General features: G+C 59.5%; 22 protein-coding genes. 12 read left to right on the forward strand and 10 right to left on the reverse strand.

Going from position 1 to position 17,651, the window contains the following annotated elements; translation table 11 throughout:
* Positions 1-33 precede the first annotated feature (33 nt).
* The 10 genes from degS to AB5Z02_RS11275 all read left to right on the forward strand — a co-directional run bounded on the left by degS (position 34) and on the right by AB5Z02_RS11275 (position 9,023).
* Positions 34-1,158 (forward strand): outer membrane-stress sensor serine endopeptidase DegS, encoded by a 1,125-nt coding sequence (gene degS, locus AB5Z02_RS11230; RefSeq protein WP_231719996.1) that lies wholly within the window; start codon positions 34-36, stop codon positions 1,156-1,158.
* Positions 1,159-1,473: 315 nt separating this feature from the next.
* Positions 1,474-1,833 (forward strand): transcriptional regulator, encoded by a 360-nt coding sequence (locus AB5Z02_RS11235; RefSeq protein ID WP_005355140.1) that lies wholly within the window; start codon positions 1,474-1,476, stop codon positions 1,831-1,833.
* A 17-nt stretch (positions 1,834-1,850) separates the two neighbouring features.
* On the forward strand, positions 1,851-2,216 hold the full coding sequence (locus tag AB5Z02_RS11240) for an SFCGS family glycine-rich protein (protein ID WP_368216007.1): 366 nt from the start codon (positions 1,851-1,853) through the stop codon (positions 2,214-2,216).
* Positions 2,216-2,512, forward strand: a complete 297-nt coding sequence (locus tag AB5Z02_RS11245; protein ID WP_227272907.1) for a DUF4312 family protein — start codon at positions 2,216-2,218, stop codon at positions 2,510-2,512. The genes AB5Z02_RS11240 and AB5Z02_RS11245 overlap by 1 nt, the downstream gene beginning before the upstream one ends.
* A gap of 39 nt (positions 2,513-2,551) precedes the next feature.
* The gene (locus AB5Z02_RS11250) at positions 2,552-3,328 is read left to right on the forward strand and encodes a DUF4311 domain-containing protein (RefSeq protein WP_005341754.1); all 777 of its coding nucleotides are present in this window, start codon (positions 2,552-2,554) and stop codon (positions 3,326-3,328) included.
* A gap of 11 nt (positions 3,329-3,339) precedes the next feature.
* On the forward strand, positions 3,340-3,990 hold the full coding sequence (locus AB5Z02_RS11255; RefSeq protein WP_005355144.1) for a DUF4310 family protein: 651 nt from the start codon (positions 3,340-3,342) through the stop codon (positions 3,988-3,990).
* Between the two features lie 42 nt (positions 3,991-4,032).
* Positions 4,033-5,172 (forward strand): amidohydrolase/deacetylase family metallohydrolase, encoded by a 1,140-nt coding sequence (locus AB5Z02_RS11260; RefSeq protein WP_368216008.1) that lies wholly within the window; start codon positions 4,033-4,035, stop codon positions 5,170-5,172.
* Positions 5,156-6,271 (forward strand): DgaE family pyridoxal phosphate-dependent ammonia lyase, encoded by a 1,116-nt coding sequence (locus AB5Z02_RS11265; RefSeq protein WP_368216009.1) that lies wholly within the window; start codon positions 5,156-5,158, stop codon positions 6,269-6,271. Before AB5Z02_RS11260 ends, AB5Z02_RS11265 begins: the two co-directional genes overlap by 17 nt.
* Positions 6,271-7,011 carry a KDGP aldolase family protein gene (locus AB5Z02_RS11270; RefSeq protein ID WP_157161838.1) on the forward strand — a complete coding sequence of 247 codons (741 nt, stop codon included), beginning with the start codon at positions 6,271-6,273 and terminating at the stop codon, positions 7,009-7,011. The genes AB5Z02_RS11265 and AB5Z02_RS11270 overlap by 1 nt, the downstream gene beginning before the upstream one ends.
* A 107-nt stretch (positions 7,012-7,118) precedes the next feature.
* On the forward strand, positions 7,119-9,023 hold the full coding sequence (locus AB5Z02_RS11275) for a transcription antiterminator (RefSeq protein WP_368216010.1): 1,905 nt from the start codon (positions 7,119-7,121) through the stop codon (positions 9,021-9,023).
* Positions 9,024-9,040: 17 nt separating this feature from the next.
* Here AB5Z02_RS11275 and npr read toward each other — a convergent pair whose 3' ends face one another.
* From npr to AB5Z02_RS11325, 10 genes are all read right to left on the reverse strand, one after another.
* A complete protein-coding gene (gene npr, locus AB5Z02_RS11280) occupies positions 9,041-9,313 on the reverse strand; it encodes a PTS phosphocarrier protein NPr (RefSeq protein ID WP_005336318.1) in 273 nt (90 codons plus the stop codon).
* A gap of 20 nt (positions 9,314-9,333) precedes the next feature.
* Positions 9,334-10,200, reverse strand: coding sequence for an RNase adapter RapZ (rapZ, locus tag AB5Z02_RS11285; protein ID WP_236295907.1), 867 nt, complete (start codon positions 10,198-10,200; stop codon positions 9,334-9,336).
* 45 nt (positions 10,201-10,245) lie between these two features.
* The gene (gene ptsN, locus AB5Z02_RS11290) at positions 10,246-10,692 is read right to left on the reverse strand and encodes a PTS IIA-like nitrogen regulatory protein PtsN (protein ID WP_005336322.1); all 447 of its coding nucleotides are present in this window, start codon (positions 10,690-10,692) and stop codon (positions 10,246-10,248) included.
* 2 nt (positions 10,693-10,694) lie between these two features.
* On the reverse strand, positions 10,695-10,982 hold the full coding sequence (gene hpf, locus AB5Z02_RS11295; protein ID WP_005336323.1) for a ribosome hibernation promoting factor: 288 nt from the start codon (positions 10,980-10,982) through the stop codon (positions 10,695-10,697).
* 20 nt (positions 10,983-11,002) lie between these two features.
* On the reverse strand, positions 11,003-12,442 hold the full coding sequence (locus tag AB5Z02_RS11300; RefSeq protein WP_368216011.1) for an RNA polymerase factor sigma-54: 1,440 nt from the start codon (positions 12,440-12,442) through the stop codon (positions 11,003-11,005).
* Between the two features lie 65 nt (positions 12,443-12,507).
* Complete coding sequence (lptB, locus tag AB5Z02_RS11305) at positions 12,508-13,233, reverse strand: LPS export ABC transporter ATP-binding protein (protein WP_005336333.1); 726 nt, start codon at positions 13,231-13,233, stop codon at positions 12,508-12,510.
* A 3-nt stretch (positions 13,234-13,236) separates the two neighbouring features.
* A complete protein-coding gene (lptA, locus tag AB5Z02_RS11310; RefSeq protein WP_040068817.1) occupies positions 13,237-13,764 on the reverse strand; it encodes a lipopolysaccharide transport periplasmic protein LptA in 528 nt (175 codons plus the stop codon).
* Positions 13,751-14,311 (reverse strand): LPS export ABC transporter periplasmic protein LptC, encoded by a 561-nt coding sequence (lptC, locus tag AB5Z02_RS11315; protein WP_005336338.1) that lies wholly within the window; start codon positions 14,309-14,311, stop codon positions 13,751-13,753. The genes lptA and lptC overlap by 14 nt, the downstream gene beginning before the upstream one ends.
* The gene (gene kdsC, locus AB5Z02_RS11320) at positions 14,308-14,862 is read right to left on the reverse strand and encodes a 3-deoxy-manno-octulosonate-8-phosphatase KdsC (protein WP_101530526.1); all 555 of its coding nucleotides are present in this window, start codon (positions 14,860-14,862) and stop codon (positions 14,308-14,310) included. Before kdsC ends, lptC begins: the two co-directional genes overlap by 4 nt.
* Positions 14,862-15,857: a KpsF/GutQ family sugar-phosphate isomerase gene (locus AB5Z02_RS11325; RefSeq protein ID WP_100652505.1), complete on the reverse strand. Its 996-nt coding sequence runs from the start codon at positions 15,855-15,857 to the stop codon at positions 14,862-14,864. The genes kdsC and AB5Z02_RS11325 overlap by 1 nt, the downstream gene beginning before the upstream one ends.
* A 207-nt stretch (positions 15,858-16,064) precedes the next feature.
* Here AB5Z02_RS11325 and mlaF point away from each other — a divergent pair, with 207 nt between their 5' ends.
* On the forward strand, positions 16,065-16,865 hold the full coding sequence (gene mlaF / locus AB5Z02_RS11330) for a phospholipid ABC transporter ATP-binding protein MlaF (protein WP_005336343.1): 801 nt from the start codon (positions 16,065-16,067) through the stop codon (positions 16,863-16,865).
* Entirely contained in the window at positions 16,865-17,644 is a 780-nt protein-coding gene (gene mlaE / locus AB5Z02_RS11335; RefSeq protein ID WP_005336345.1) for a lipid asymmetry maintenance ABC transporter permease subunit MlaE, read from the forward strand. The genes mlaF and mlaE overlap by 1 nt, the downstream gene beginning before the upstream one ends.
* Positions 17,645-17,651: the final 7 nt, after the last annotated feature.

The following is a 17,651-nucleotide window of genomic DNA, read 5'->3' on the forward strand; positions in this document are numbered from 1 at the left end:
TCTCTGCGCGCAGCCTGTACGGATGAGAATGACATGAAAATCCCCCCTTTAGTCAGTTACTTGGGCAAGTCTGTCGGTTTTGGATTGACCGTCGCGGCGCTGCTGTTGCTGCTGTTTCCCCATTTTCGCGGTGGTGCCCAACTGCCCGGCATCATCAGCAATGCCCGTGAACTGAGTTTCTCCTATGCCGCCCATCGGGCAGGCCCTGCCGTCGTCAACATCTACACCCGCAGCTTTGCCCCCAATCAGGGCAATCAGGGGGAACTGCGCCCGCAAGGGCTGGGTTCCGGCGTCATCATGAATCAGCGCGGCTATGTGCTGACCAACTACCATGTCATCGCCGATGCCGACCAGATCATCGTTGCGTTGCAGGATGGTCGGGTCTTCAGTGCCGAGCTGGTCGGAACCGATCAGCTCACCGACCTCGCCGTGCTCTATATCGAGTCAGACAACCTGCCGGTGATCCCTCAGGATCCCGAGCGACTGCCAGAAGTGGGGGATGTGGTGCTCGCCATCGGCAACCCCTACAACGTCGGCCAGACCATCACCCAGGGCATTATCAGCGCGACCGGCCGTACCGGCCTCTCCAGCATGGGGCCCGACAGCAATGGCCGTCAGGATCTGCTGCAGACCGATGCCGCCATCAACGAGGGCAACTCGGGGGGAGCACTGGTCAACGGCCGTGGCGATCTGGTGGGTATCAACACCGCTACCTATCACCTCAACGGCAATCAGGAGAGCTACGGCATCAGCTTCGCCATCCCCTACCGGCTGGCAAAACGGATCATGGATGAACTGATCGCCAACGGCCGGGTGATCCGCGGCTACCTCGGGATCTCCAGCGTCGAGATCAACCCCATAGTCGCGCGGATGATGAACCTCGGCGACCTGCGTGGTCTGGTGGTGGAGAGTCTGGATCCCAACGGCCCGGCGGCCAAAGGTGGTTTGCAGCGAGGGGATGTGCTGCTCAAGATCAACGGAGAGGCCATCAGTGGCGTACGCAGCGCCATGGACAAGATTGTCGAAAGCCGCCCCGGCACCAAGCTGACCATCTCGGTATTCCGCTCCGGCAAACCGCTGGAAGTGGTGGTCACCATAGAAGAAGACCTGCGCTATCAGCAGAGAACAGCCAGCTCGAGCGCCGCATCGGCCAGCTAGCGTCACTCCTTGTTATGAGAAGGGCGGGAAACCGCCCTTTTCCATATCTGCCCTCTCGGCAACGTCTCTTACCGTGAGATGACTCACAGTTTCCCGCAACGCTTGCCCTGCCCCCGCCCCCCGATTTGTGCGCTACCGATCACACAAAACCGGTCCCAATAAGCACTCTTTTTTACCTTTTCAGTATCCAAACGATTACTTCGGGGCCATTTCCTCAGGAATTTCCGCTTCGAATCGGAAAAACACTGCCTCCTCCACATCGACGCGCAGGCTTAGGGTAACGCCATACCTTCTGCCAGCCTTGGAGAGCAGACATTGCAAACAGAGACTCACGACCAGACCCTGACCCCGAACAGCCCGGAGTTGCTGCGCCAGACCGATCATATCCTCGCGCGCATTTATCCCCTGCTGGCCGAACAGGGCATCATCCCCAACGAGGTACAACGGCAGATGCTGGCCTCCCATGTCAAAGCCATGGTGTGGCGCTCCCACAGCGGCGAGCCCCTGCCAGAGGTTGACCTCAGCCTGTTTGAAGAGATCTCCCCCCTCTCACTGCGTCTCGCCGAACAGGTCGTCAGCTGGCTGGATCAGCTTGCTTATGAGGAGGCACATCTCTTGTCCGTCCATTTTGAAGTCGCCAAAGAAAACGAACTCAGCTCGGTGCAGAACCCGTAACTCAAGGAGAAATCGATATGACAACCATCAAACTCGTGATTGGAGACCGTCTCGGCAAGGGTCAGAAAGTGGGCGCAGGCGCGGAAGCCGCCGGAGCCAACGTGACCATCATCCCAGGCATGGCCGCTGACATGAAGCTCGGCGATGTGATGAACAAGGAACAGGCGGATCTCGGCATCTCCTTCTGCGGCAGCGGCGGCGCCGGGGCGATCACCGCCCAGACCAAATACGGCTACAAGTGCCGCTACGGCATGCGCTCTGTTGAAGAGGGCGTCACCGCCATCAACGAAGGGTGCGTGGTGCTGGGCTTCGGTTTCATGGACAAGGAAGAGTTGGGCCAGAAGCTGGTCGAAGCCTTCGCCAAGAAGCACGGACGCGTCTGATGAAAGAGAACTTCACCACCCAGGTCATCGTCAACGGCAAGGGGACGACACGCCAGCAGGCGTTTGCCTCCGCCCTCAGCCAGGTGCAACCCACACTGCTCAAGGACAACCAGCAGGTACTGCTGCGCATTGAGCCGGTCGATGTACAGGTGCTCAAAGCCGAGGAGTCGGTCCGGGTGGAGAAGTTCCTGTTCTTCTTCCTGCCGCGCCAGCGCCGCGAATACCGCGTCCAGCTGGAGATCACGGTTCAGGTCACCAGTCTGGATGTCGCCAAGGTGACATTCACCCAGGTGTGATGCCTGCGCAGGCACAACCCCACAAGAAGGATACGTTGGATGTTTCTAATCATTTTTATCAAGTCACTCATCATTGGCGGCCTGGTTGGCGTCGGGGTGGGGGCCGGCGCGGCGCGGATGTTCCACGCCCCGACCGTACAGGGCATGGGTGCCTTCCGCACCCTGGGCGAACTTAACTCCTGCGAAGGGGATCCCGCTTCCCACTTCTCGTTTGGTCTGGGCTTCTTCTTCAACGCCTGGGCCTCGACTGTGGCGGCAGGCGCCTTCACCCAGGATGTGGATCACCGCATCATCCCGCACTGGGCCACGGCGGCACTGCTGTTCAAAAATCGGGATCTCGCCACCACCCTGCACGACCCGAAAAAGATGGCCATCGCCGGCGGCATCATAGGTGCCATCGTGGTTGCCTTCCTCAACAGCACGGCCGCAGCCGTCCCTGCAGCATTGCAGGTCACTGCGGTCAAGGTGCTGGTACCGGCCGCCAACCTGCTGGTCAACACCGTTATGCCGGTGATCTTCTGGCTGGCCGCCATCGAGGCGGGCAAGAAATCCGGTTTCTGGGCCACCATCTTCGGCGGTCTGGCACAGCTCATCATGGGCAACGCGGTACCGGGTCTGGTGCTCGGCATCCTGATCGGCAAGGGTGTGGAAGAGAGCGGTTGGAACCATGTCACCAAGGTGATGATGGCAGCCATCGTCCTGCTGTTCGTGCTGAGCGGCTTCTTCCGCGGCTTCGACATGAAACTGATTGAATCCTTCCATATGGGCGTCCCCCTGTGGCTGGAAAACGTCCATAACCTGCTGAGCGGCAAATAAGGGGTCACACCATGGATGAGAAACTGAAAAACAACTTCTGGTATGCCGACTGGTCATTCCCTATCTTCGTCGGCCTGCTCTCGGCCGGGGTCTTTGCTGGTACCCACATGTTCTATCTGTACGGGGTCGGTGCCTTCAACGAGGTAGCCTTCGTCGCCATGCTGAAAGCCGGAATGGACACGGGTGCCTACGGCGCGGTAGCCGCGTTCGGTGCCAGCTTCCTGTTCGCCCGCATCATCGAGGGATCCCTGGTGGGGATCCTGGATATCGGCGGTGCCATCCAGACCGGGGTCGGACTGGGCGTTCCCGCCCTGCTGTTGGGGGCCGGCATCGTCTATCCGGTGGAGAACTTCGGTGCCTCGCTGGCAACAGGCATGGGGATTGGTCTGGCCATCGGCTACGTCATCATTCTGGCGCGCAAGTTCACCATCAACCAGAGCAACTCCACTTATGGTGCTGACGTGATGATGGGTGCTGGCAACAGCTCTGGCCGCTTCCTCGGCCCCCTCATCATCCTCTCCGCCATGGGCGCCTCCATTCCCATCGGTATCGGTTCCCTGCTGGGTGCGCTGCTGTTCTACGTGTGGGGCAAGCCCATCACCGGCGGTGCCATTCTGGGAGCCATGCTGCTGGGTACCTTCTTCCCGGTCGCCCTTGTGTAAGTACCAGCCGCCCTGCGGGGCGGCTCGCCAGAGGTTCTCAGCATGTACGACATCATCATCAAAGCGGGGCGCCAGGGAGATGGCCAGCTCGTCGATATCGCCATCAGGGAGGGCAAAATCGCCGCCATCGGCTCCCTGCCGGGGACGGCAGCGGCGCGGCAGATCCTGGATCTCGGCGGCCAGGTGCATGTGAGCGCAGGCTGGATCGACGGCCACACCCACTGCTACCCCGCCTCCCCTATCTATCACGATGAGCCGGACAAGGTCGGGGTCGAATCAGGCGTCACCACCGTCATCGACGCCGGCAGCACCGGGGCCGACGATGTGGATGACTTCCAGCAGATCGCTGCGGGCTGCAAGACCCGGGTACATGCCCTGCTCAACATCTCCCGTATCGGTCTGCTGCGCCAGAACGAGCTGGCGGATAGCCGGGACCTCGATATGGATCTCGCCTCGGCAGCCATTCGCCGCCACCCCGACTTTATTGTCGGCATCAAGGCGCGGATGAGCGGCAGCGTGGTCGGAGAAAACGGTCTGCAACCGCTGCGCATGGCCAAGGCGCTGCAACAGACCCACGGCCAGCTACCGCTGATGGTGCACGTGGGTAACACACCGCCGGATCTGGACGAGATCGTCGCCCTGCTGGGGGATGGCGATCTGCTGACCCACTGCTTCAACGGCAAACCGAACCGCATCCTGACTCCGGCTGGCGAGCTGCGGGTCGCGGTGCGCGAGGCGATGAAACGGGGCCTGTTGCTCGACATCGGCCACGGCGGCGCCAGCTTCAGCTTCGAGGTGGCGGAGCTGGCTATCCGACAGGGGATCCTGCCCCGCACCATCAGCTCCGACATCTACTGCAAGAACCGCATCAAGGGGCCGGTCTACAGTCTGGCCCACGTGATGTCGAAGTTTCTCGCCATCGGCATGACGCTGGAGCAGGTGATTGCCTGCGTCACCCATCAGGCCGCCGATGCCCTGCGCCTTTCCGGCAAGGGGCGGCTCGAGGTGGGCGCCGATGCCGATCTGACCCTGTTCGAGGTCACCAGCGGCCCGACCCTGTTTATGGATACCGAAGCCCAGTCCCGCAGCGGTGACCAACAACTGCAACCTCTCGCCGCCCTGGTCGGTGGCGAACTGGTTCTGACTCACTATGGGAAATCACACCATGCCTTCTGTTTATGAGAAATATCAGCTCAAACCGGTGATCAACGCCTCCGGGCGCATGACCATTCTCGGCGTCTCCACCCCCGAGCAGGAGGTGGTCGATGCGGTCAATTTTGGCCTGGGCCACTACTTCGAGATCAAGGATCTGGTCAACAAGACCGGCGCCTATCTGGCTGGTTTACTGGATGTGGAAGATGCGGTGGTGGTCTCCTGCGCCAGTGCCGGCATCGCCCAGTCAGTCGCCGCCATGATAGTACGCGGCGATCCCTACCGCCTCGAGCACCTGCATGCCCATCACCATGAGGTGCCGAGTGAAATCGTGCTGCCCAAGGGGCATAACGTCAACTTCGGCGCCCCGGTCGGTACCATGGTCAATCTGGGTGGCGGCAAAGTAGTGGAAGCCGGTTACGCCAACGAGTGCTCCCCTTCCCAGCTGGCAGCCGCCATCAATGCCAACACCGCTGCGATCCTCTATATCAAGTCCCACCACTGCGTGCAGAAGAGCATTCTGTCGGTGGCAGAGGCCGCCGAGGTCGCCAAGACCCACGGGCTCCCGCTCATCGTCGATGCGGCTGCCGAAGAGGATCTGCGCCTCTACTACAACCAGGGAGCGGATCTGGTCATCTACAGCGGCGCCAAGGCCATTGAAGGCCCCACCAGCGGGCTGGTAGTTGGCAAGCGTCAGTACGTGGAGTGGGTCAAGCAGCAAGCCAATGGCATCGGTCGCGCCATGAAGGTGGGCAAGGAGGGGATCCTCGGCCTGACCCACGCCATCGAGCGCTACCTGGCCAAAGAGAAGGAGAGCGGCGCCGCCATGGTCGCCAAGATGACCCCCTTCATCGAGCGCCTCAACCAGTTGCCCGGCGTCAGCGCCAAGGTGGTGTGGGACAGCGCGGGGCGCGACATCGCCCGTACCGACATCGCCTTCGACCACCAGCAGATCGGCATGACCACAGTGCAGATCGTCACCCGTCTGCAGCAGGGCACGCCTGCCATCTACTGCCGCGGCTACAAGGCCAACGAGGGGCACATCGAGATCGATGTGCGCAGCGTCACCGTGCCCCAGCTCGACCAAATCCACACCGCCATTGCCAACCTCGTTCAGGAGAATCGCTGATGTCCCTTACCCCCAACTACTACCGTGATCGGGTCTGTCTCAACGTATTGGCTGGATCCAAGGAGAATGCCGTCGAGGTGTACGACGCAGCCGAAGGCCACGTGCTGGTCGGTGTGCTCTCCAAAAACTACCCGGATATTCCCTCCGCAGTTGCCGATATGAAGGAGTACGCCAAGCTTATCGACAACGCCCTCTCCATCGGGCTGGGCGCCGGCGATCCGCGCCAATCCGCCATGGTGGCCGAACTGGCCTGCCAGCTGCAGCCCCAACACGTCAATCAGGTGTTCACCGGTGTCGGCGCCAGCCGGGCGCTGCTCGGTCAGTCAGAGACACTGATCAACGGCCTGATCTCCCCTACCGGCATGCCGGGCATGGTGAAGATCTCCACCGGCCCGCTCAGCGCCGGGCAGCCGGATGGCATCGTGCCCATCGATACCGCCATCGCCCTGCTCAAGGACATGGGCGGCAGCTCGGTCAAGTTCTTCCCCATGGGTGGGCTGGCCTGCCGCGACGAGTATCAGGCAGTTGCCGAGGCTTGTGCCCGCCACGGCTTCTGGCTGGAGCCCACCGGCGGCATCGATCTGGAGAACTTCGAGGAGATAGTGCGGATTGCGCTGGATGCCGGAGTCGAGAAGGTGATCCCGCACGTCTACAGCTCCATCATCGACAGCGCGAGCGGGCACACTCGCCCCGAGGATGTGCGCACTCTGCTGGCCATAGTGAAACGACTGTTGGCCTGATGGCAGTCACGGGCGCCGGTTTAATCACTGACCGGTGCCTGGCTTGTTGATGACCCACTTGTTAACATCGACCCTTTATCTCGCAACAGGAGTCTTGCATACCCCCTATGATCAAGCTGCCACACCCCAGGCTCCATCAACTGCTGATCCAGCTCCATGCCGAACCACTGCCACAGGAGGAACTGGCTCGCCGCCTCAATGTCTCCACTCGCACGGTGCGCACCGATGTGGCGACCCTCAACGAACTGATTGCCACGCACGGCGCTCACCTGATCCACCAACGTGGCAGCGGCTACCAGCTCAAGATCTACAATCAGGGACTGTTCGACGCCCTGCTGGCTGCCCAGGGTCAGGATAGCGGCCTGCCACGCACCAGCCGCGAGCGGGTTCTGCACCTGCAGATCCTGCTATTGACGGCAGAGCAGGGGATCAAGCTCGATGAGCTGGCTGATACCTGGTATCTGAGCCGGGCGGCACTGCAGGGGGATATGGCGGAAGTCCGCGAGCAGCTCAGCCACTTCAGGCTCAGCGTTGAGAGCAAACCCCGCCTGGGGATGCGCATTCAGGGGGAGGAGACGGCGATCCGGGCCTGTTTGACCCAACTGCTCTATCAGGAGTTGCTGCACAACAACCAGTTGCAAACCCTGCTACCCAACCTCTGCCCCAGCAAGACGATGGAGGTAGTGGGCAATCATATCCATGCCCAGCTTGCCCGACATCAGCTGCGTCTCGCTGACGAGAGCCTGCAGCAGCTCACCATCTACTGCGCCGTTGCCCTGCTGCGTCAGGCATCCGGTCACGAGTTGCGCCACTTCGCCAGCGAGGATCTGACTCTGCCGCTGCTGGCAGTATCTCGCGATATATATGCGGTATTGCCAACCTTGATACCCCCCGTAGAGGACGAGATCGCCGGTCTCGCTATCCAGATCCAGGCGCGCCTGATTGCCGATACTCCCCAGCTCAGCCCGGCAATGGCCGCCGAGAGCGAGCAGTTGGTGGAGCATCTGCTGACCTACATTCATCAACACTACCCTTACGACCTGCGAGGCGACCAACAGCTGCGGGCCGACCTGCAAACCCATATCAGCGCCATGCTGCTACGGGTCAAATACCAGATTGGCAACCACAACCCGCTGGCAGATCATATCAAGCAGTACTACCCCCTCGCCTACGACATCACGCTGGCGGCCATTTCGGAGTGGATCAAGCAGACCCCCTACCGACTGACCCATCACGAGATCGGCTATCTGGTGATCCATATCGGGGTCGGGCTGGAGCGCCATTACGACATCGGCTATACCCGCCGCCCGCAGGCGCTATTGCTTTGCGATGCGGGCAACGCCACCTTCCGGGTGCTGGAAGCACGCATCAAGCGGGAGTATCCCCAGTTGCAGCTGACCACGCTTGAGTCGGTGCGGGATTACGAAGGTCTGGCGCAGATCGCGCAGGACTTTGTCATCAGTACCGTCAAGGTGAACGAAAAAAACGCCCCCGTGGTACTCGTTGCCCCCTTCCCGACCCAATACCAGCTGGAGCAGCTTGGCAAGCTGGTGCTGATCGACCGCACCCGCCCCTACATGCTCGACAAATATTTCGATGCCGACCACTTCATGGTGGTCACAGAACCCCTTACCCAGGCCGAACTGTTTGCCCGCATCTGTGATCAGCTGGAGGCGGAAGATCTGGTGGAGAGCGGCTTCAGAGCCTCACTGCAGGAGCGGGAGCGGATCGTATCCACCATGTTGGGAGAAGGGATCGCCCTGCCCCACTCCCTCGGTCTGCTGGCGCGCCGCACTCTGGTTTACACCGTGCTGGCCCCGCAGGGGATTGACTGGGGGAATGGTGAAATCGCGACGCTCATCTTCGTGCTGGCCATCAGCAAGGCCGACTACGAGGAGGCGATGGGTCTCTACGACCTGTTTCTGGCACTGATGAACGAAAAAGCCAGCAGGAATCTGCTGGCTTGTCAGGATTTTGCCAGCTTCAAAGCACTGGCGCGTACCGGTTCATAACATAAAACGAGGAGTGACTACTCCTCGTTGAAGCCGGAGGTGAACAGCTCCACCACGGCGGCCAGGGCCTCGACCTCTTCGGGCCCCTCAACCTGTACTTCCACCTGCCGCCCTTGCGCCGAATCCAGCATCAGCAGGCCGATGATGCTGTCAGCATCGGCCTCCACACCATCTTCATTGCGCAGCAGCACGTGAGCATCGAAACCCTGCACCAGCTCGAACAGCATCATGGCTGGTCTGGCATGAATACCCAGTTTGTTTTTCACTTCAACCGAGGCGGAAACAGTCATCGGGTCGTCCTATTGGTCCGTCAGGATTGGGAGGCACTCTTGTCGAGTGTGCGGTGGCGGATCTGCACGTTCTTGCCAAGCAAACGGAATGCACTGGCCAGCCGCTCTGCAATAAAGACCGAGCGGTGCTGACCACCCGTGCAACCGATGCCGACCGTGAGGTAGCTGCGATTGTTGCGCTCCAGATGGGGCAACCAGGTCGCCAGCATGTTTTCGATCTGCTGGGTAAACAGCATCACGTCAGCCTGCGCCGAGAGGTAGTTGGCGACCGGCTCATCCTTGCCGGTGAAGGGCTTGAGCTCGGGGATCCAGTGCGGGTTAGGCAGGAAGCGGGCATCGAACACGAAGTCGGCATCCTTGGGAATGCCGTACTTGAAGCCGAACGACTCGAACACCAGCACCAGCTCGTTCTCTTTCTTGCCGAGTACCCGGGTTTTGATGAGCTCGCTCAGGTCGTGAATGCTGAGGGTGGTGGTGTCGATACGCAGGTCAGCAGTCGAGGAGAGTGGCGCCAGCAGGTGGGTCTCCTCCCGAATCGCCTCATCCAGCGACAGCTTGTTGCGTGAGAGGGGGTGCAAACGGCGGCTCTCGCCATAGCGCTTGAGCAGGGTGCCGTTGTCGGCGTCGAAGAAGAAGCTGGAGAACTCTACCCGCCCCTCATTGCGCACCTGTGCCAGCAGATTTTCCAGTTTCTCCGGATCGCTCGGCAGGTTGCGCACATCGATACTGACCGCCAGCTTGTCGTACTGGCTCTCCACCGAGACAATCAGCTGGGGCAGCAGGTTGACCGGCAGGTTGTCCACACAGTAGTAACCCAGATCTTCCAGCACTCGCAGGGCTACCGTTTTACCGGAGCCCGAACGTCCACTTACCACGATTAACTGCATCTTGTTCCCTCACGCCAAAACGGGTGTCTCATCCTTGGCCTGCTGTCAGGCCGAGGTCATGATCTGATAGAGCTCTTCGTCGCTGGTTGCCTGACGCAACTGGCGGCAAACCGCCTTGTCACCCAGCTTGGAAGCCATCAGAGAAAGGGTCTTGAGATGCTGCTTGCACTCGCTTTCCGGCACCAGCAAGGCAAACAGCAGGTCAACCGGTTGATTGTCGATGGAGTCGAAAGGAATAGGGTCGGCAAAGGTCATCAGGATCGCGGTTGGCGGGAACTCATCGTCAATGCGACCGTGGGGGATCGCAATACCGGCACCGATCCCGGTACTACCCATTTTTTCGCGGGCCAGCAAGCATTCAAACAGCGCCTGACGGGAGGTGCCAAGGCGTTCGGCGGCCAGCTCGCTGATGATCTCGAGGGCGCGTTTCTTGCTGGTACAAGGGACTGCACTCTTGGTGCAGTCCCGACTCAGTATGTGTTCAAGTTGCATGGTTATTTTTTATTTAACTTATCTTTGTGCTTGATGATCTGCCTGTCCAGCTTGTCGAGCAAGGTGTCTATCGCAGCATACATATCGGCATGTTCAGAGTTGGCAAACACTTCGCCACCGCTGACATGCAATTTGGCTTCCGCTATCTGGTTCAGTTTTTCCACGCTAAGCACCACATGAACATTGTTGATGTGGTCGAAGTGACGCTCGAGTTTGGCAAATTTGTTATTCACATAATCACGCAGAGCTTCGGTGATCTCGACATGGTGTCCGGTCAGGTTAATTTGCATAACATCATCCTTTTGTTTGCCTAAACCAGGCGTTTGCGCTGATTGGAAGGTGGGATAAACAAGGATTCGCGATACTTAGCGATCGTGCGTCTCGCCACCATAATACCCTGTTCGGCCAGCAAATCCGCGATCTTGCTATCACTTAACGGCTTGGCAGGATTCTCTGCCGTGACCAGCTTCTTGATGAGCGCGCGAATTGCGGTCGATGAGCACTCTCCTCCTCCTTCGGTGTTCACATGGCTGGAGAAAAAAAACTTCAATTCGAAGATACCACGGGGGGTATGCATGTACTTCTGGGTCGTCACCCGGGAGATGGTCGACTCATGCATCTCTACCGCTTCGGCGATGTCATTGAGCACCATGGGCTTCATCGCCTCTTCACCATACTCGAAAAAGCCCTGTTGCTGCTCGACAATGCAACTGGCCACTTTCAGCAGGGTGTCATTGCGACTTTCCAGGCTCTTGATGAACCACTTGGCTTCCTGCAAATGGGAGCGAATAAACTGGGTGTCGGTGCTGCTGCGAGCGTTGCGGGCCATGGCGGCATAGGTCTCGTTGACCCGGATGCGGGGGGCGGAGTCGGGATTGAGCTCGACCACCCACTTGCTGCCCTTCTTGACCACGGAGACGTCGGGGATCACGTACTGGGAGTCGCTCTGGATGATGCCGTTGCCGGGACGCGGCTCCAGCAGCTGGATCAGATCCAGCACCTCCTTGAGGTCGCTCTCCTTGAGTTTTGTCTTGCGGGCGAGGGTGCGGTAATCCCGGTTGCCGAGCAGCTCCATGTGCTCGAGGATCACCTCTTTGGCCTCGTTGAGCCAGGGGGTCTGCGGGTCATACTGATCCAGCTGGATGATCAAACACTCCTGCACAGAACGGGCAGCAATACCGACCGGATCGAAGTGCTGCACCCGCTTGAGTACCGCCTCGACCTCATCGAGTTCCACCTCTACATCATCGCTGGTGACGGCAGCCTGGATATCCTCCAGCGCAACGGTCAGATAACCGGATTCGTCGATGGCATCGATGATGGCGAGCGCGATGGCGGCATCCACATCGCTAAACGGTGTGAGCCGCATCTGCCACAACAGATAATCCTGCAGGTTTTCGGTGGTCTCTCCCTGATAGACGCTATCTTCCCCATCGTGGATGGGGCCCGCGCTCTGGGCGGTGCCGGCAGAGTAAACCTCGTCCCAGGTGGTATCCACCGGCAACTCATCCGGCATCTGCTCTTGGGCCATGGCATCGCTGGAATCCAGCTGGCTGGCATCGACCGGCGCTTCCGGACTGGTCTCTTGCGCCTCGCTCTCTTCCTGCTCCAGCAGAGGGTTGTTTTCGAGCGCTTGCTGAATTTCCTGCTGAAGTTCCAGAGTGGAGAGCTGGAGCAGACGAATCGCTTGTTGTAATTGCGGCGTCATGGTCAGGGACTGACCGAGACGCAACTGTAATGTCGGCTTCATCTACGTCGGGATATCCTTATGTTCAGCGAGGCACTCGTCAAAGGAAATGAAGGCATGCCCCCTTACTATAGACTGAATTGATCGCCCAAATAGACGCGCTTGACCTGCTCATCGGCAAGGATGTCAGCCGGTGCACCTTCGGCAATCATCTTGCCGTGGCTGACGATATAGGCCTTCTCACATACGTCCAGAGTCTCTCTGACGTTGTGGTCGGTAATCAAGACGCCAAGGCCTCTATCTTTCAGATGCTGAATGATCTTCTTGATGTCTATCACAGAAATCGGGTCAACCCCTGCAAAGGGTTCATCCAGCAGAATAAAACGCGGCTCGGCCGCCAGCGCACGGGCGATCTCGACCCGACGGCGCTCACCGCCGGAGAGGCTCTGACCCAGGTTGTCGCGAATGTGGGTGATGTTGAACTCTTCCAGCAGTTGCTGAACCTTGTCCTCACGCTCCTCACGGCTCAACCCCTTGCGGGTCTGCATCACGCCCATCAGGTTGTCGAACACCGACAGGCGACGGAAGATGGAGGCCTCCTGCGGCAGGTAACCGATGCCATTGCGCGCCCGCACATGCATGGGCTGCAGGCTGATGTCCTGATCATCGATGGTGATGAGGCCAGCATCGCGCTGTACCAGCCCCACGATCATGTAGAAGGAGGTGGTCTTGCCCGCCCCGTTGGGGCCGAGCAGGCCGACAATCTGGCCGGTGCCCACTTCAAGGCTGACGTCACTCACCACCATGCGGCGCTTGTAGCTCTTCTGCAGACCCACTGCTTTTAACACTGCCATGGCTTATTTTCCCTGCTTCTTCTGGTCGGCGGGCTTGTCGAAATTCTCTACCTGATCAGGCAGGAACACGGTTTTGACCCGCTGGCTCGGGCTCTTGCTCTCGGCAATCATCTTCTGTTTGACGATGTCGTAGCGGATCAGATCGCCATTGACCTGGCTATCTTCCTGCTTGAGCTGGCCGTTGCCGGTGATGGTCACCAGCCGGTTCTTCAGCTCGTAGCGGATGGTATTGCCGTGGGCATTGACCGGCTTGCCGTTATCCAGGATCTGGAAGAAGGTGGCGGGCTTGCCGTAGGCAGTCATCACCTCGGCCCCTTTCTCGCCGGAACGGGTCACTACCACCTTGTCAGCCTTGATCCGGATGGTGCCCTGATTGATGGTCACGTCCTCTTCGAAGGTGATGCGGTTGTCCTGCATCTCGGCCACCTGTTTGACGGCATCGACGTAAACCTTCTCGGCAAAGTCGGACTCTTTGGCGGTCACCGCACCACACAACAACAGGGCTGCGAGGGCCAGATTAGCGTTTTTCATTGAAATAGATGGCATGGCCTTGATCCAGTAACTCAAAATATTTGCGGTCCAGATGGCCCTTGAGGCCAACCCCTTGGGTCTGGAAATCCCGACCCAGAATGTTCACTTCCCGGTTGCTGCGCACATCCTGTGTCACCAGATCCAGCTCCAGATAGGGGGTATCCAGTGTGGAGATAAAGGAGGTGGGCAGCAGACCATCCAGATGCACCTTGTCCCGCAGGATGACGTTGTCGCCGGTGTTGAGCACGCCGGTTTCGGCGGTCACCTTCCACTCGGCGGCACCCTGATCGTCATACATGTAGACCACCGGCTTGTCGAAGGTGGCCTGCTCGAGGATTTGATAATACTCGGCGTAGGTCGACTCCAGCCGCTCGGTGCGCTTGCCGTTGATATCAAAACGGGTGGTCACCAGATCTTTGGCGACAAAATCCGGCTGATAGTTTTCGATTTTGACGGCGCTCTCCGGCACCAGCTCAACCTTGCCCAACTGCCAGGCAACCAGCGCGACCAGAAACAGCAGGGCAAACAACAGGGTCTGTCTGCTCATACCGAGGCCTCGGGCTGATAATCGTCGTGGCCCTGCGCCTGCAAAATGAGGTCACACACCTCGCGCACCGCGCCCATGCCACCGCCAAGCCGGGTCACCATATCGGCACGACTCAGCACCAGCGGATGGGCGTCGGCCACCGCGATACCCAGGCCGCAAGCGGCCATCACCGGCAGATCGATGGTGTCATCGCCCATATAGGCGGCCTGTTCAGCAGTCAGCCCCAGCTTGGCCAGCAGCGCTTCGAAGTGAGGCAGCTTTTTATCAGCCCCCTGCACCACGTGAGCCACACCCAGGCTTTTCATCCGATCGCTGACGATACGAGAGTTGCGCCCGGTGATGATGGCGATCTCGATCCCGGCATTGAGCAGTGCTCGCATGCCCGCACCATCACGGGTGCAGAAGGTTTTCAGCTCTTCGCCGTTGTTTCCCATGTAGATGAGGCCGTTGGAGAGCACCCCGTCCACATCGCACACCAGCAGGCGGATTTGCGCCGCCTTCTCAAACTGGCTGCGCGTCACCGGACCATAGAGGGTCGGTACGTTTTGCATCAAATTACTCCGGCTTTCAGCAGGTCGTGCATGTTGAAGGCGCCGAGCGGGCGCTTCTCTTCATCCACTACCAGTAATCCGTTGATTTTTCTCGTTTCCATCAGCTTGACGGCTTCCGCAGCCATCATCTCTGGACCTACGGTAACACAGTTGGCCGTCATCACGCGGCTGATGGGGGTGTGATGGATATCGATCTGCTGGTCAAGAATGCGGCGTAGGTCGCCATCGGTAAAGAGCCCGGCCAGCAGGCCATTGCCATCGACCACCGCCGTCATACCGAGCCCCTTGCGGCTCACTTCCAGCAGCGCTTGGCTGATGGTGGCATCTATCCCCACCTGGGGCAACAGCTCGCCACTGTGCATCAGGTCGCCAACCCGCAGCAACAGACGCTTGCCGAGCGACCCGCCCGGGTGAGAGAGGGCGAAGTCATCGGCGGTAAAACCGCGCGCTTCCAGCAGAGCCACTGCCAGGGCATCACCCATCACCAGGGTTGCAGTGGTACTGGAAGTGGGTGCCAGACCCAGCGGGCAGGCCTCTTTCTCCACCTTGATGCACAGATGCACGTTGGCCTCTTTGGCCATGGTGGAGGCGGGATTGCCAGTCATGCAGATGAGCGGAATGCCGCGGCGCTTGAGTACCGGCAGCAGAGCCAGGATTTCGTCGCTCTCACCGGAGTTGGAGATGGCGATGATAAGGTCGCCACTGGAGATCATCCCCAGATCGCCGTGACTCGCTTCTCCCGGGTGAAGGAAGAAGGCCGGTGTGCCGGTGCTGGCGAGGGTGGCGGCGATCTTGCTGCCGATATGGCCCGATTTGCCCATGCCGGTGACCACTATCTTGCCACCGCAGCGCAGCACCATTTCGCACGCCTTGTCGAAGGCGTCGTTCAGATACTGATAGAGTCCATCAATGGCTTGCTTTTCTGTGTCCAGCACCGCGCGGGCACTGCGACGAAAATCGAACAGTTCAGACACTTTCTCAGGCTTTACAGACATAAAGACACAGCTCCGGGCCGAAATTAGCTGCGGGATTATAAAAAAGTCTGTCCGGATAAGCGAATCGGATGGCAAGTCCCGCTCTCAATGACGCACTTTGTTACAGAAAACTGTCGTGCAAATGGGCTTGCAGCCTGTTCAATAGTTGTTCCTTGCTGTTGCTTAGACCTAGACTACCCCATAAAATTCGCACCTCATTTACACCGGATGGACAATTGTTTGAACAATGACCTGATCACCATCTCCGATCTGACCTTCAGTCACGGAGATCGGCTGTTGTATGACGGGATCAACCTGACCATTCCTCGTGGCAAGGTCACCGCCGTCATGGGCCCGAGCGGCATCGGTAAAACCACCCTGCTGCGGCTGATCGGTGGCCAGCTCAAGCCGGAGTCCGGTCACATTCTGTTTGACGGGGAAGATATCCCCACCCTCTCCCGTTCGCGCCTCTATGAAGTGCGCAAACGGATGAGCATGCTGTTCCAGAGCGGCGCCCTGTTTACCGGCATGACGGTCTACGACAACGTGGCCTTCCCGCTGCGGGAACACTCCGGCCTGCCAGAGGAGCTGATCCACACCATCGTCATGATGAAGCTGCAGGCGGTGGGCTTGCGCGGCGCGGCGAAACTGATGCCCTCCGAGCTCTCCGGCGGCATGGCGCGCCGGGCGGCGCTGGCTCGGGCAATTGCGCTCGATCCCGACCTCATCATGTATGACGAGCCGTTTGTCGGGCAGGACCCCATCACCATGGCGGTGCTGGTCAAGCTGATCAAGGAGCTGAACGATGCCCTCGGTATCACCTCCGTCATCGTCACCCACGACGTGAAAGAGGTGCTGAGCATCGCCGATTACGCCTACATCATTGCCAATCGCAAGGTGGTGGCGCACGGCACGCCGGACCAACTGCGCGAGGAGCACAATCCCGAAGTCGAGCAGTTCCTCAAAGGATTGCCCGATGGTCCTGTTCCGTTTCATTTTCCGGCAGGCGATCTGCTACAGGATCTCTGATGTTGATAAGTCAAATAAGCAAGCTGGGGCGGGTCGGAGTGCGGTTTATCAGCTCCGTCGGTCGCGCCACCATCATGTTGTTCCATGCGCTGGCGGGCAAACCCGAACCGCGAAAGCACTTCCCGCTGCTTGTCCAGCAGTTGTATGTGGTGGGCGTACAGTCGGTAGCCATCATTCTGGTCTCCGGCCTGTTCATCGGCATGGTGCTCTCGCTGCAGGGTTACAACGTCTTGAAGGATTTCGGCGCCGAGCAGAGCCTGGGACCGCTGGTCTCCCTCTCCCTGCTGCGGGAGCTGGGTCCTGTAGTCACGGCGCTACTGTTTGCCGGCCGTGCCGGTTCGGCCCTGACCGCTGAAATCGGCCTGATGAAGGCCACCGAGCAACTTTCAAGCCTCGAGATGATGGCGGTCGACCCACTGCGCCGGGTGGTTGCCCCCCGCTTCTGGGCTGGCGTCATCAGTATGCCGCTGCTGGCCTTTATGTTCAGCCTGATCGGCATCTTCGGCGGCAAGCTGGTCGGCGTGGACTGGCTCGGCGTGGACGAAGGGGGCTTCTGGTCTGCCATGCAGGCCTCCGTCGACTGGCATGAAGACATCATGCAGGGCGCCATCAAGAGCCTGATTTTCGCCCTGGTGGTCACCTGGATTGCGCTCTTTAACGGCTATGATGCCAAGCCGACCTCGGCCGGGATCAGTCAGGCCACGACCCGAACTGTGGTCCACTCATCCCTCGCCGTGCTCGGCCTGGATTTTATACTCACTGCAGTCATGTTTGGATAAGGTAAAG

This window comes from Aeromonas sp. R2-3 (assembly GCF_040908375.1).
GTDB lineage: Bacteria > Pseudomonadota > Gammaproteobacteria > Enterobacterales > Aeromonadaceae > Aeromonas > Aeromonas veronii.